This window comes from Cognatishimia sp. (assembly GCF_049116455.1).
Classification (GTDB): domain Bacteria; phylum Pseudomonadota; class Alphaproteobacteria; order Rhodobacterales; family Rhodobacteraceae; genus Cognatishimia.
In genome coordinates this window covers 351,823-364,463 of the sequence record NZ_JAGDYW010000003.1, presented here as the reverse complement: position 1 = coordinate 364,463, position 12,641 = coordinate 351,823, and the positions used below count along the sequence as shown (strand labels likewise).

The window sequence follows — 12,641 nt, the reverse complement described above, 5'->3', positions numbered from 1 at the left end:
ACTTTCCTTTCCTCGCCGACCTAGTGGTAATCAACGATCTCAACATCCGCTGGGCCATTTTCGGTCCAGATAAAACAAATGCGCCATTGGCCGTTGATCCTGATCGAGTGCTGCCCGGCGCGGTCGCCTTTGAGGGCTTCGAGTTGGTTCCCCGGAGGGCTGCGCAGGTCGTTCAGGTCTTTGGCGCTGTCTAAGACAATCAAAAGGGCTTTGATGCGTTTTGTAAGGTCAGGGGATAGGCCCTTGAAGTTGTCCCTGACCACGTGTTTTGCTCGTTTGCCTTTGACGCTTTGAATAGTCATTTAAGAAAGTGTACCATGTTGCGCAACATGGCGCAAATTTATGTGGTGAGTTTAACTTAGTATCTGTAAATAGTACGCTATGGTTTCCATAAAATTAACTCGTCATTCATCCTTAAAATCACTCATTTCATTTCGCGGTTAATATGAAAAACATTATCCTCACCCACTCATTGAGCGCAGAAGGGACAATTCGGAAATTCCTTATAAATAGCGGACTTTCTTCAAACACATCTGTTGTGGGAACGTTCGATGATTTCTCTCACGGCCCGATTGAAACGACTGAAACAGCTAGAGACTTCATTAGAACCCGCGTCGATTACTGGAAAACAATCGATCTATTTGATAACCCTCGCTTTTCCGAAACTGATACTAGTTCAGCATACGTCGAAGAGTTCTTGAATATTCTTAGATCGGATTTCGTAGAATTCTGGACTACGGGGACTGTCCAAGAGACGTTTTTCATCACTGTTTATGTTAGTCTGCTTTTACTAGAAAACTTTGATCCTGGCAGCATCGCAATTCGAGAGTTTTCCTCTGATAAACGGCTTTGGGGTTTAGGAGTGTTGAAGGAAGAGGAAATCTCGGAACTCTATTCACAATGCAATGCTGAAAAGATTGACGCATCAAGTTATGCGAAAGCTTGGAAAGCGCTTTCTTCTGGTAGTTCAGACGCGGTGTCAAAGTTTGCCGAAGGGCAAGGCGGGAAATCGATTCTGGGGAATGCATTTAAGGCCTACGCACTGCGCTTTCCTGAGTGCAATGGCGGTGTTGGATCGATAGATCGACGCTTGCTAATGGCTGGAAGCGAAGAGATGAGAAAGTCAGCGCATACCATAGGGAGAGCAATGGCCGCAGGAGGAGTGGACGAAAGAGATTATGTCGGCGATTTATTCCTATTCCGTCGGTTGGTTGAGTTAAGTCAAGCCCCACGTCCGTGGTTTGAACTAGTAGGTGATCTAAGTACAATGAGAACCAGTTCGGCTAAGTTGACCACCGAGGGACGTGCAATTCGGGATCAGTTGTAGTTCAGTTGTTTCACCGAACGGTGCTTTGTGAAAATCCCCAGCCAATTTCCACCAACCCGTGAACCCACTCTTGCCCCTCATGCCCAACCCAAGGTATGAGCATTCAACGAATTGAGGAAAGGGCAGCACTATGCGTCGTGTCGTCATTACAGGTCTGGGTCTGGTGACCCCATTGGCATCCGGTGTCGAAGAAAGCTGGGCTCGTATTCTGGAGGGTAAATCCGGGGCGGGGCCGATCACTCGGTTTGATGCCGAAAACGTCACAACCAAATACGCTTGCGAAGTGCCTTTGGGCGACGGCAGCGATGGGACGTTCAATGCCGATGATTGGATGCTGCCAAAAGAGCGTCGTAAGGTCGATGACTTTATCCTTTACGGCATCGCGGCGGCAGAGATGGCTGTGCAAGATGCGGGCTGGACCCCTGAGGGCGAAGAAGATCGTCTGCGTACCGGCGTGATGATTGGCTCTGGCATCGGTGGTCTGAACTCGATTGCGGAAACTGCGATTCTGATCAAAGAGCGCGGCCCACGTCGGGTATCTCCGTTCTTTATTCCGGGTGCGCTGATCAACTTGATCTCTGGTCAGGTGTCGATCCGTTACGGCTTTAAAGGCCCGAACCACTCAGTAGTGACCGCTTGTTCCACGGGTGCGCATGCGATTGGTGACGCGAGCCGTTTGATCAAAAACGGTGATGCGGATGTAATGATTGCAGGCGGTGCAGAGGCGGCGATCTGTGAGATCGGGATTGCGGGCTTTAACGCTTGTAAAGCTCTGTCCACAAAACGTGCGGATGATCCACAGGCAGCGTCGCGTCCGTATGATGAGGACCGTGATGGTTTTGTCATGGGCGAAGGCGCGGGTGTTGTCGTCTTGGAAGGCTACGATCACGCTGTGGCACGTGGTGCCAAGATTTACGCCGAGGTTCTGGGTTATGGCCTGTCTGGCGATGCCTATCACATCACCGCGCCATCTGAGGACGGTGAGGGCGGTGAGCGTTCCATGCGTGCAGCTCTGAAAGACGCGGGCAAAGAGCCGGCGGACATCGATTATATCAACGCGCACGGCACATCTACCATGGCCGACAGCATCGAGCTGGGCGCGGTGGAGCGTATGATGGGCGATGCGGCGGCAAACGTCACCATGTCATCCACGAAATCCATGACTGGCCATCTTTTGGGTGCTGCTGGCGCGATTGAGGCGATCTTCTCGATCCTCGCGATCCGTGACCAAGTTGCGCCGCCGACCATCAACCTCGACAACCCTGCGGTTGAAACCAAGGTTGATCTGGCACCGAACAAAAAGGTCGAGCGTAAGATCGACGTGGCGCTTTCGAACTCCTTTGGCTTTGGCGGAACCAACGCCTCGGTGCTTTTCGGGAAGGTCTAACCCATGTGGCGGAGCATTGCGTCAAACGCGATAACCTTGTTGATTGTCGCGGTGTTCCTGCTGGGCGGGGTGATCTTATGGGGGCAGTCTCAGTATACGGCTGAGGGGCCTCTGTCGGAAGCCATCTGTGTGAAAGTGGATCGCGGCTCGAACATGCGCCGCGTGTCTGGCAAGCTGGAAGAGGCGGGCGCTGTGTCAAGCGGCGCTTTATTCCGCATCGGCGCGGACTATGCTGAGAAATCATCGCAGCTGAAAGCCGGCTCCTTTTTGGTGCCAGCAGGTGCTTCGATGGAAGAGATTACCGATATTGTGACCCGAGGTGGCGCGTCAACTTGCGGCACTGAAGTGGTGTACCGTATTGGTGTGACCCGTGCCTCTGTGCAGGTGCGCGAGCTCGATCCAGCAACCAACCGCTTTGTCGATGTCGTGTCCTTTGAGCCATCCGAAGCCGAAGCACCTGAGATTTTCGTGCAGGTGCGCGCGCAGTCTGACACGCGGTACCGCATTGCGATGGCGGAAGGTGTAACCAGCTGGCAGGTGGTTGATGTTCTGGGCCGCATTGATCTGCTGGGTGGCGAAGTTGAGGTGCCTGCAGAAGGCACTTTGGCCCCGGATTCCTATGAGATCCGCGAAGGCGACACGCGCGCCTCTGTGATTGAACGCATGCAATTGGCGCAGGCAGCGGCTGTGGAAGAGATTTGGGCGGCGCGGGATACTTCGGTGCCATTGTCCTCTCCGGCAGAGCTGCTGATCTTGGCCTCGATTGTTGAGAAGGAAACCGGTGTGGCCGAAGAGCGCCGCCAAGTGGCGAGTGTCTTTGCCAACCGTTTGAACCGTGGCATGCGGCTGCAAACGGACCCGACGGTGATCTATGGTATTACCCGCGGGCAGGGCACGCTGGGCCGTGGTCTGCGCCGCAGCGAATTGCAGCGCGAGACGCCGTGGAACACCTATCAGATTGATGGCCTGCCTGTGACCCCAATCGCCAACCCGGGCCGCGCAAGCCTTGAGGCAGCAGCGAACCCTGACACGACGGAGTATATCTTCTTTGTGGCGGATGGGACTGGTGGCCACGCCTTTGCGACGACATTGGCCGAGCATAATCGGAACGTGGCAAAGTGGCGTGAGATTGAGGCTGAGCGGGCTGGTCAGTAGTCTGGACTGCAACATTGTCGACTAAAATTCAGGTCAAATTTCGAACTGGATACCTAATTATTCTTAATAACTTCATTAGAAGGTATTTTTAGCAATGACTTCGTTTATGAAATATGATGACGCAAGCTGGCACTATGGTGGTGAGTTTCCAGCTGGTTCTCCATCGGAATATGGGGCCACCCATATAGCGTTGTTTTTAAGGTGGTGTTTCAAGAATGGATGGGCAGGAGAATACCACCAGAAGAACTGGCCAGCAGAAATTCAAGAAGTCATTACAGGTACAGCTTCTGCAACGTCCTTTTTCTTTGATAAATGCGGTGAGAAACTCACAAGCGAAGATTTATCGGCAAAAGGAAACAAATTTGCTGAACGTTATTATGGTGAAAGTGGTTTGTATCTCCATGATTATGCCAGTGAGTTTGGCGAGCTAATGTACGTGGGGCCGGAAAAAGCTCATGATTTCAATCAATTCTCCAGAATGATTCAGCGACGAATAAATTCGGATGTCTATACGTTTGAAGATCTGGCCAAACCTAAACCGTGGTGGAAATTTTGGTGACCCATTTTATTCTTCAATTCCAAAAAGTTAAGAACGATGAGTGGAAATAGATAGGTATCTGTTATTCCTAAACGGAATTCGCAATGCTGAATTGTTTGTAAAATGCGAATGCTTTCTGGCTAGATTTGAATTAGTCGCGTGCAGTCGGACTATTACAATAATATTTTGAAAATATTGGTCAGATTCACCCACTCCACAACTCCGTCTTCGGATAAAACTGCGACCAAGCAAACCAGAACGCTTGGTGGCTACCAAGCGGCGCTCCGCTGGCGTCCACGGCTTTCACGCCGCCTGCGTCGATCACGAGGTTAACGTTTTCGACCGCAATAGCTTCGCCGCGTTTTAGGGCGAGGAAGGCTTTGCTGCGTTGAAAAGCGACGGGTTTACCGGAGGCGGTGATGACGCCGATGATGTCTTCATGCACGGGCAGGCGCGGATCGATATCTCCGACGGGGAAGATGGGGCCGCCTGCGTCGCGGCCGTTGCGGAAGTCGAAATTGCGGCCCAGGGCCAATTCTTCAACCAAAACAGTGGTTTCTGGGTGGGCTTTCTTCCATGCGCCCCATTCTGTTGTGATGACATTGGCTTGTTCCAGCTGGATGCCTTTGCGGGCCAGCCGACCTGTGACGGCGGTGCCTTTGAATGTGTCAAAGACCGAGCCGCTGGTGATGTCATACATGACTTTGTTTGAGCGGATCAGCAGGCCTGAGGTGCGTAGGACGGGGCGTTTGATGCCTTTCACGTCGGTGAAATAGGCCTGAGCCGCGCCGCAGAGGGTGCAATAGGGAATGCCAAGGTCGCGGCCGCCGAGGGTGTCGTTGACCATCTCGCGCACTTCCATGATCTGTCGCGGATAGGCGCGGTATTCGCCGTTCACTTCGATGCCAAAGACAATGTCGCTGTCTTTGAGCCATGTGGCTTCTTCTGCTGGTTGGACTTCGGGATTGTCAGCTGCTGGAATGCAGTTGCAGGGATCGTCGGTGGTGTCGAAGGGGCGATCGTCGATCAGGACACCTCCCCAAGAGACATGCCGCCAGTCGATGTCGCCTTTGACAAAGATCTTATCCCAGCCGGGCACAACAGTGGTGAAGATGGCGCGTTTGGCTTTGAGGTAGTCCGGTGGAGCCGGCACGTCGAAGGCGATGAGGTGATCAGTGATGACACCCCAATGGTTGCGGCGTGGGGGTGAGATGCCGAGGAGGGCCGCAGCGGAGTTGGCAAGGGCTTGGTTGAGTTCTCTGCCGGTGGCAAAACGCATGAGGTCGGCGATGATCCAGGCCACGCGCACGTCTCCGGCATTGGTGATGGAGTGAAGCGCTGCATATTGAGGCTCCCCCCAGCGGCCATCTTGCATGCTGTCGATGAAGGCCGTTTGGATAGCGGTTTCGAGATCGTCCGTCAGGGGGCCGGTCATGATCGTTGGCGGTGTGCCGAATTGGTCTACGGCATGGGCGGTTTGCGCAGATGCTGCGATGGGCAAGGACGTAAGAGCAACGAGAAGCGCTGAGGTGAGCGCTGCTTTGAAACGAATGATCTGAACCATAGGGCCGCCTTTGCTGTATATGCGTTGAGCGTAGATTTCACGGAAAGCCGATCAAGAGCCAATCACGTTTGGGTTAGGGACGTTGCGATGGTTTGGGTCTGCCTGTTAACTATTTGTAAATAAACAAAATATTGACAGTCGTCACGGTATTTGCTAAACGCTTTATATGCTGGAAGAGATGGGCGCGGCCTTGGGGTATGACCTCAAGGTCGGTTTCATTTCGCTCGTGTGGGAGGCAACAACACGAGAGGCGAAATACATGCAAAACAATGAAACGCCACAAAACGCTCCTTCGCTGGAGGAGGAATTTGACGCGGTTCGCCAGACTTTGGCGCATCTGACCCTGTCCCTGCGGGGGCTGGAGGATGAGGTCATGGCTGGGGAGCCTGCGTCAGTGCGGGAGGCGAGCAAACTGCTCGCGGATATCCGCACCTGGAGCCGTTTGGCGATTGAAACGGAGGCACGGTTTGAAAAGCGACGACAGGAAAAAGAAGGAATTGTGGATGGATATGCGCTCGATCTCGTTGAGGCCCGACGGACGATCGGGTGCCGATTGGCTCGCTTGCGAAAGTGCTGCCGTTCGGGATGACTTTCTGGATCAGTTGGAAGAGGGAGAGCTGTTGGCTCTCCCTTATTTGTTTGAGTTTTGGGCGATGGGGCATCAGCTGCCGCCAGATGGCATGGATTGGAAGACTTGGGTTATTTTGGGCGGTCGAGGGGCTGGGAAAACGCGGGCTGGGGCGGAATGGGTTCGGTCCATGGTGGAGGGTTCTCGTCCCTTGGATGCGGGGCGGGCGTCGCGGGTGGCTTTGGTTGGGGAGACGCTGGAGCAGGTGCGTGAGGTCATGGTGCATGGGGAGAGCGGGATTATTGCTTGTTCGCCGCCGGATCGGAAACCTGTTTGGCACGAAACGCGGCGTCGGTTGACCTGGCCGAATGGGGCCATGGCGCAAGCGTTTTCAGCTCATGATCCTGAGCGGCTCAGGGGGCCGCAGTTTGATGCGGCTTGGGTGGATGAGTTGGCGAAGTGGAAGAATGCTGAAGCGACCTGGGACATGCTGCAATTTGGATTGCGGCTGGGGGAAAATCCCCGGCAGGTGGTGACCACGACGCCGCGCAATGTGCCGGTGTTGAAGCGGATATTGGAGCTGGATACGACGGTGCAAACCCATGCCCCGACGGAAGCGAACCGGGCGAATTTGGCGGCGAGTTTCTTGGAAGAAGTTGAGCGGCGATATGCCGGCACGCGGCTGGGGCGGCAGGAGCTTGAGGGCGTGTTGATGGCTGACATTGAGGGGGCTTTGTGGACGCGTTCAATGCTGTCGGCGGCGCAGGTTTCGAAAGCGCCTGAGTTGGGGCGGATTGTGGTGGCCGTGGACCCTCCGGTCACAGGAACAGCCCAATCGGATGACTGTGGGATTGTCGTTGTTGGGGCTGTGATGGACGGGCCACCGCAGGGATGGCGCGCCTTTGTGCTGGAGGATGCATCAGTGTCCGGGATGTCGCCGCAGGGCTGGGCAGAGGCGGCTTGTGAGGCGGCGCGGCGTTGGGGGGCGGATCGGCTGGTAGCTGAGGTCAATCAAGGTGGTGATCTGGTTGAAAGCGTCTTGCGGCAGGTTGATCCTTTGATGGCCTATCGGGCGGTGCGGGCTTCGCGTGGCAAGGTCGCGCGGGCGGAGCCGGTGGCGGCTTTGTATGAGCAGGGGCGTGTGGGGCATCTGCCGGGGCTTGGCACCCTTGAGGATCAGATGTGTTTGATGGGGCCGCAGGGGTTTGAGGGTGACGCATCGCCGGATCGGGTGGATGCGCTGGTTTGGGCTTTGACGGATGTGATGTTGGAGCCGGCGGCGAAGTGGTCTCGGCCAGCGGTTAGGTCTTTGTAGGGCGTTGCACTGTAAGAGAACGCATATGTGTCAGGGGTTTAATAGGTTTTTGTCAGATTGGTTTTCAACAGAGCAATGAGGGCAAAGGCGAGGCGCATGGTGTTTAATTTTCTAAAACGACGAGGTGAGACCGTGCCGGAACAAAAGGCCAGCGCGGTGGCGCCTGTGGTGGCGTATCAATCCTCGGGCCGAGTGGCTTGGTCACCGCGCGACACGGTGTCTTTGACCAAGACCGGCTATGCGGGAAATCCGGTTGGGTTTCGCTGTGTGAAGCTGATTTCTGAAGCGGCGGCGGCGGTGCCTTTGGTGCTGGAGGATGCGGAGAAGCGGTACGAGGCGCATCCTATTTTGTCACTGTTGGCGCATCCTAACCTGGCGCAGGGGCGGGCGGAGTTTTTGGAGGCTTTGGTCGCGCAGTTGATGCTGTCTGGGGATGGCTATGTGGAGGCTGTGGGAGAGGCGGGATTGCCTGTGGAGCTGCATGTTTTGCGGTCTGACCGCATTCGTGTGATGCCGGGGGCGGATGGCTGGCCTGCGGGCTATGAATACGCTGTTGGCGGGCGCAAGCATCGGTTTGAGGTCTCCGGGCTATCGACGATTTGTCATCTGCGGAATTTTCACCCGCAGGACGACCACTATGGGTTTTCGCCCATGCAGGCAGCGGCGATGGCGCTGGATGTGCACAATAGCGCGTCGTGCTGGTCGAAGGCTTTGCTGGATAATGCGGCCCGGCCGTCTGGGGCGATAACCTATAAGTCTGCCGATGGGCAGGGGTCTTTGAGTTCAGATCAGTATGATCGCTTGGTGTCTGAGATGGAAAGCCATCATCAGGGGGCAAGGAATGCAGGGCGGCCGATGTTGCTGGAGGGCGGGCTGGATTGGAAGCCCATGGGGTTCTCTCCATCGGATATGGAGTTTCAAAAAACCAAGGAAGCGGCGGCGCGGGAGATCGCTTTGGCCTTTGGGGTGCCGCCGATGTTGTTGGGCATTCCGGGCGATGCGACCTACGCAAATTACCAAGAAGCGCATCGGGCGTTCTTTCGGTTGACGGTTTTGCCGCTGGTGAGCCGCGTGGCTGGGCGTTTGGCGGATTGGCTGGGCGGGTATTCCGGCGAGGCTGTGATGCTGAAGCCAGACCTGGATCAGGTCCCTGCTTTGAGTGCGGAACGGGATAGCCAATGGGCGCGCGTGCAGGCGGCGGATTTTTTGACACCTCAGGAAAAGCGCAGGCTGCTGGGTCTGCCTCCGATGATGGAGGGGGCGGATGGCTGAGGGGGACCGATACGGGTTTGAGGCATTTGATTGTGCGCCGGCTTTGCGGTTGGAGGCGCATGAGCGGGTGGCGAAGCTGCAATTTGACAGTTTGAACAAGCGATTGGACCGGATTGAAGCGCTGATTGAGCGGCTGGAGAAACGGCTGTGGCTGACGGTTTATGGCGTTGTTGGGGTGATCCTGGCGCAGGCCTTTCAGTCGCTGATCGAAGCGGGGATGTGAGGATGGAAATGGATTTTGAACGCAAGTTTGCGCGTTTTGGCGAGGGGCTGACGGTTGAGGCAGGCAATGTGATTGAGGGCTATGCGTCCTTGTTTGGCGCTACGGATCAAGGTGGCGATGTGGTGCAAGCGGGGGCATATGCCAGTTCATTGAAGGCGCTGAAGGCGGCGGGCCGATCAGTGAAGATGCTTTGGCAGCATGATCCGGCGCAGCCGATTGGGATCTGGGATGAGGTGCGTGAGGATGCGCGTGGTCTATATGTGAAAGGCCGGTTGCTGGACAGCGTTGCTAAGGGGCGCGAGGCGGCGGCTTTGATTGCGGCGGGGGCAATTGACGGCTTGTCGATTGGTTACCGGACCGTGAAGGCTGCGGAGGATGAAAAGGGCCAGCGGCTTTTGAATGAATTGGAGCTATGGGAGGTGTCTTTGGTGACGTTTCCGATGCTTCCAACGGCGCGTGTGGCGGCCAAAGGGGATGCACCTGACGCTGACATAATGCGGGCTTTGGCGGGTGTTTTTGATGACGCGCGCCAGGAGATGGCGCGGGACTAAGCGTCGTTAACTTTCGAAAGGGTTGAGGATGACCAAGACGGGGACCGGGCTGATGGCTCGGAACGGAGAAGATGTGTCTCCGGTTGAGGGGGTAAAGGCCGCGGTGGCGGGGTTTACGTCTGAATTCAAAGGCTTTCGAGCGGACATTGAAAAGAAATTGCAACAGCAGGACGAGCGAATGAACAAGTTGGATCAGAAGACAATGATGGCGGCGCGCCCAGGGCTGGAGCGCACGGATTATGAAGCGCCGCATAAGAAGGCGATGGCGGCATATCTGCGTACAGGTGACGACGACGGGCTGCGCGGGATTGAGCTGGAAGAGAAAGCTCTGTCTTCGGTAATGAACGGCGATGGCGGCTATTTGGTCGATCCGGTCACCTCTGAAACGGTCAACTCGGTTCTGGCCTCCACGGCGTCTATTCGGGCGATTGCGAATGTCGTGAATGTGGAAACAACGTCGTACGATGTGCTGATTGATAGTACCGAGGCGGGTGCTGGCTGGGCGGATGAGACCTCTGCCAGTTCTGAAACCGGTACTCCGACAATTGAGCGGATTGCTATTCCATTGCATGAGCTGTCTGCCCTTCCCAAGGCGTCCCAGCGCTTGCTGGATGACAGTGCCTTTGATGTGGAAGGATGGTTGGCCGGGCGCATTGCGGACAAGTTTGCCCGTGCTGAGGCAGCGGCGTTCATCAATGGGGATGGGGTCGATAAGCCTACGGGTATTCTGAACCATACAGCCGTGGCTAATGATAGCTGGAGCTGGGGCAATATTGGCTATGTGGCAACCGGTGTTGATGCTGGCTTCAGTGGTGGTGATGGGCTGATTGATCTGGTCTATGCGGTGGGTGCTGATTACCGCGCGAATGGCTCTTTCGTGATGAATTCCAAGACCGCGGGTTCAGTACGCAAGCTGAAGGATGCAGATGGTCGCTTTCTTTGGTCTGATGGTTTGGCTGCGGGGGAACCTGCACGTTTGCTGGGCTATCCGGTGCTGATTGCTGAGGATATGCCAGATATTGCGACCGGTGCGGATGCGATTGCTTTTGGCGATTTTTCAAGCGGTTACACGATTGCGGAACGTCCTGATTTGCGAGTTCTGCGTGATCCATTTTCGGCCAAACCCCATGTGCTGTTCTACGCAACCAAACGTGTCGGTGGCGATGTGAGCGACTTTGCAGCGATCAAACTGCTGCGGTTCGCGGTGTCCTAAACGGGCGTCGTGAGGGGTAAGGCGGTGATGTGACCGCCTTGCCGGGGCGTGCGCCTGTGACGCGTTTCTGGCCGCTCCCCTCCCACCGAGTGACGCGTGGTGCGCGCCCCATTTTGAGTTGGGGAGAGGTGAGGGGAGCGAGAGGTTTGGAGGATGTCCATGTATTTGGTGGATGAAACAGAATTGCCGGTCTCGGCATTGCCCATGGCCGAGTTTCGCGCACATTTGCGTCTGGGAACGGGGTTCACTGAGGACAGCTTGCAGGACAGCGTGCTGGAAGGGTTTTTGCGGGCGGCGATAGCGTCGGTGGAAACCCGTTGCAGTAAAGTTTTGATTGCCCGCGTGGTGACCTGGCGGATGCGCGATTGGCGTGATCCTGAGGTTCAGGTTTTGCCTTTGGCTCCGGTGACTTCGGTGGAGGCGGTGCGTCTGTTGGATGGTGCAGAATTGCCGACTGAAGTGGCGTCTTCCGCATACCGGTTGGATATGGATGCGCATTATCCGATGTTGCGTGCGGTTGGCGTTTGTTTGCCTGCGCCTGTGAGCGGCGGGCAGGTCGAAGTTGTGGCGACCGTGGGGTTTGCAGCGCGTTGGTCGGATGTGCCCGCAGATTTGCAACAGGCGGTGCTGATGTTGGCGGCGCATTACTATGAATATCGCAACGAGGTGTCATTGGGCGGTGGCTGTATGCCTTTTGGCGTGACCAGTCTGATTGCTCGCTATCGCAGACTAAGTATTGGCCGCATGGGGCTGGAGGGCATGTCATGAGGCAGCCTTTGTTGAACCGGCGTATGGTTTTGGAAAGCGTGGCGCGGAATTCTGATGGTGCTGGGGGCTTTGTGGAAAGCTGGGTCGCGCTTGGGGAGCTTTGGGCTGAGGTGAAGCCTCGGTCTGGCGGTGAGCGGGATCGCGAAGATGTCGGCGTCTCTCGGTTGGATGTGAAGGTGACCATGAGGGCTGCACCTGTCGGGTCATCCAAACGGCCTGAGGCGGGGCAGCGGTTGCGTGAGGGCACGCGGATTTTCAGGATTTTGGCGGTGACGGAGCCCGATATGGCAGGGCGTTACCTAACCTGTTTGGCGCGCGAAGAGGTGGCGGCATGAGTTATGGCGTGGCGGTGGCGCTGCAGGCGGCGGTTTACCAGCATTTGCTGGCGGATGGCGACCTGAGCGGGTTGGTTGGCAGCGCGATTTATGACGAGGTGCCAAATGGAACCATTCCATCAACCTATGTGACCTTGGGGCCGGAAACGGCGTTGGATAGGTCAGACGGAGATGGCGGTGGAGCGCTCCATCGTTTTGAGGTTTCAGTGGTGTCTGACGTGAGCGGATTTGCAGGAGCCAAGGCAGTGGCCGTGGCTGTTAGCGATGCGCTGGCAGGTGCCGCGTTGAGCTTGGCGCGGGGGCATTTGGTGGCTTTGCGATTTGAGCGGGCTGTGGCGAGCCGGGAAGAAGCCGCAAACTTGAGACGGATTGATCTGCGTTTTGCGGCGTGGGTTCAAGACAGCTGATCAGGTGATTGAATTTAT

Annotated in this window: 15 protein-coding genes; 13 read left to right on the top strand and 2 right to left on the bottom strand. The window is 56.0% G+C overall.

Annotated elements, in window-relative coordinates:
• Window positions 1-20: 20 nt before the first annotated feature.
• Window positions 21-302, bottom strand: a complete 282-nt coding sequence (locus tag JXQ85_RS06695; RefSeq protein ID WP_421748108.1) for a type II toxin-antitoxin system RelE/ParE family toxin — start codon at window positions 300-302, stop codon at window positions 21-23.
• A gap of 143 nt (window positions 303-445) precedes the next feature.
• Between JXQ85_RS06695 and JXQ85_RS06690 the strand changes: the two genes are divergently transcribed.
• From JXQ85_RS06690 to JXQ85_RS06675, 4 genes are all read left to right on the top strand, one after another.
• Window positions 446-1,327 carry a DUF1835 domain-containing protein gene (locus JXQ85_RS06690; RefSeq protein WP_421748107.1) on the top strand — a complete coding sequence of 294 codons (882 nt, stop codon included), beginning with the start codon at window positions 446-448 and terminating at the stop codon, window positions 1,325-1,327.
• Between the two features lie 130 nt (window positions 1,328-1,457).
• Complete coding sequence (gene fabF / locus JXQ85_RS06685) at window positions 1,458-2,714, top strand: beta-ketoacyl-ACP synthase II (protein WP_421748106.1); 1,257 nt, start codon at window positions 1,458-1,460, stop codon at window positions 2,712-2,714.
• A 3-nt stretch (window positions 2,715-2,717) separates the two neighbouring features.
• Window positions 2,718-3,869, top strand: a complete 1,152-nt coding sequence (mltG, locus tag JXQ85_RS06680; RefSeq protein ID WP_421748105.1) for an endolytic transglycosylase MltG — start codon at window positions 2,718-2,720, stop codon at window positions 3,867-3,869.
• 106 nt (window positions 3,870-3,975) lie between these two features.
• The gene (locus JXQ85_RS06675) at window positions 3,976-4,428 is read left to right on the top strand and encodes a hypothetical protein (RefSeq protein WP_421748104.1); all 453 of its coding nucleotides are present in this window, start codon (window positions 3,976-3,978) and stop codon (window positions 4,426-4,428) included.
• 184 nt (window positions 4,429-4,612) lie between these two features.
• Here the strand turns inward: JXQ85_RS06675 and JXQ85_RS06670 are convergent, their stop codons facing one another.
• Window positions 4,613-5,971, bottom strand: a complete 1,359-nt coding sequence (locus tag JXQ85_RS06670) for a DUF3179 domain-containing (seleno)protein (RefSeq protein ID WP_421748103.1) — start codon at window positions 5,969-5,971, stop codon at window positions 4,613-4,615.
• A gap of 166 nt (window positions 5,972-6,137) precedes the next feature.
• Here JXQ85_RS06670 and JXQ85_RS06665 point away from each other — a divergent pair, with 166 nt between their 5' ends.
• The 9 genes from JXQ85_RS06665 to JXQ85_RS06625 all read left to right on the top strand — a co-directional run bounded on the left by JXQ85_RS06665 (window position 6,138) and on the right by JXQ85_RS06625 (window position 12,623).
• The gene (locus tag JXQ85_RS06665) at window positions 6,138-6,560 is read left to right on the top strand and encodes a hypothetical protein (protein WP_421748102.1); all 423 of its coding nucleotides are present in this window, start codon (window positions 6,138-6,140) and stop codon (window positions 6,558-6,560) included.
• Window positions 6,475-7,854, top strand: coding sequence for a DNA-packaging protein (locus JXQ85_RS06660; RefSeq protein ID WP_421748101.1), 1,380 nt, complete (start codon window positions 6,475-6,477; stop codon window positions 7,852-7,854). The genes JXQ85_RS06665 and JXQ85_RS06660 overlap by 86 nt, the downstream gene beginning before the upstream one ends.
• A gap of 96 nt (window positions 7,855-7,950) precedes the next feature.
• Window positions 7,951-9,126, top strand: a complete 1,176-nt coding sequence (locus tag JXQ85_RS06655; RefSeq protein ID WP_421748100.1) for a phage portal protein — start codon at window positions 7,951-7,953, stop codon at window positions 9,124-9,126.
• Entirely contained in the window at window positions 9,119-9,349 is a 231-nt protein-coding gene (locus JXQ85_RS06650) for a GTA head formation protein, RCAP_rcc01685 family (protein ID WP_265020930.1), read from the top strand. Before JXQ85_RS06655 ends, JXQ85_RS06650 begins: the two co-directional genes overlap by 8 nt.
• A gap of 8 nt (window positions 9,350-9,357) precedes the next feature.
• Window positions 9,358-9,900 (top strand): HK97 family phage prohead protease, encoded by a 543-nt coding sequence (locus JXQ85_RS06645; RefSeq protein WP_421749037.1) that lies wholly within the window; start codon window positions 9,358-9,360, stop codon window positions 9,898-9,900.
• A 28-nt stretch (window positions 9,901-9,928) separates the two neighbouring features.
• Window positions 9,929-11,113: a phage major capsid protein gene (locus JXQ85_RS06640; protein WP_421748099.1), complete on the top strand. Its 1,185-nt coding sequence runs from the start codon at window positions 9,929-9,931 to the stop codon at window positions 11,111-11,113.
• Between the two features lie 153 nt (window positions 11,114-11,266).
• On the top strand, window positions 11,267-11,881 hold the full coding sequence (locus JXQ85_RS06635; protein WP_421748098.1) for a head-tail connector protein: 615 nt from the start codon (window positions 11,267-11,269) through the stop codon (window positions 11,879-11,881).
• Entirely contained in the window at window positions 11,878-12,216 is a 339-nt protein-coding gene (locus JXQ85_RS06630) for a phage head closure protein (protein ID WP_421748097.1), read from the top strand. The genes JXQ85_RS06635 and JXQ85_RS06630 overlap by 4 nt, the downstream gene beginning before the upstream one ends.
• On the top strand, window positions 12,213-12,623 hold the full coding sequence (locus tag JXQ85_RS06625; protein ID WP_421748096.1) for a DUF3168 domain-containing protein: 411 nt from the start codon (window positions 12,213-12,215) through the stop codon (window positions 12,621-12,623). Before JXQ85_RS06630 ends, JXQ85_RS06625 begins: the two co-directional genes overlap by 4 nt.
• The last annotated feature ends 18 nt before the right edge of the window (window positions 12,624-12,641 follow it).

Excerpts from the sequence above, each read along its gene's own strand:
- JXQ85_RS06695 (WP_421748108.1), bottom strand. The coding sequence starts at position 302 with ATGACTATTCAAAGCGTCAAAGGCAAACGAGCAAAACACGTGGTCAGG.
- JXQ85_RS06690 (WP_421748107.1), top strand. The coding sequence starts at position 446 with ATGAAAAACATTATCCTCACCCACTCATTGAGCGCAGAAGGGACAATT.
- fabF (WP_421748106.1), top strand. The coding sequence starts at position 1,458 with ATGCGTCGTGTCGTCATTACAGGTCTGGGTCTGGTGACCCCATTGGCA.
- mltG (WP_421748105.1), top strand. The coding sequence starts at position 2,718 with ATGTGGCGGAGCATTGCGTCAAACGCGATAACCTTGTTGATTGTCGCG.
- JXQ85_RS06675 (WP_421748104.1), top strand. The coding sequence starts at position 3,976 with ATGAAATATGATGACGCAAGCTGGCACTATGGTGGTGAGTTTCCAGCT.
- JXQ85_RS06670 (WP_421748103.1), bottom strand. The coding sequence starts at position 5,971 with ATGGTTCAGATCATTCGTTTCAAAGCAGCGCTCACCTCAGCGCTTCTC.
- JXQ85_RS06665 (WP_421748102.1), top strand. The coding sequence starts at position 6,138 with ATGCTGGAAGAGATGGGCGCGGCCTTGGGGTATGACCTCAAGGTCGGT.
- JXQ85_RS06660 (WP_421748101.1), top strand. The coding sequence starts at position 6,475 with ATGGATATGCGCTCGATCTCGTTGAGGCCCGACGGACGATCGGGTGCC.
- JXQ85_RS06655 (WP_421748100.1), top strand. The coding sequence starts at position 7,951 with ATGGTGTTTAATTTTCTAAAACGACGAGGTGAGACCGTGCCGGAACAA.
- JXQ85_RS06650 (WP_265020930.1), top strand. The coding sequence starts at position 9,119 with ATGGCTGAGGGGGACCGATACGGGTTTGAGGCATTTGATTGTGCGCCG.
- JXQ85_RS06645 (WP_421749037.1), top strand. The coding sequence starts at position 9,358 with ATGGATTTTGAACGCAAGTTTGCGCGTTTTGGCGAGGGGCTGACGGTT.
- JXQ85_RS06640 (WP_421748099.1), top strand. The coding sequence starts at position 9,929 with ATGACCAAGACGGGGACCGGGCTGATGGCTCGGAACGGAGAAGATGTG.
- JXQ85_RS06635 (WP_421748098.1), top strand. The coding sequence starts at position 11,267 with ATGTCCATGTATTTGGTGGATGAAACAGAATTGCCGGTCTCGGCATTG.
- JXQ85_RS06630 (WP_421748097.1), top strand. The coding sequence starts at position 11,878 with ATGAGGCAGCCTTTGTTGAACCGGCGTATGGTTTTGGAAAGCGTGGCG.
- JXQ85_RS06625 (WP_421748096.1), top strand. The coding sequence starts at position 12,213 with ATGAGTTATGGCGTGGCGGTGGCGCTGCAGGCGGCGGTTTACCAGCAT.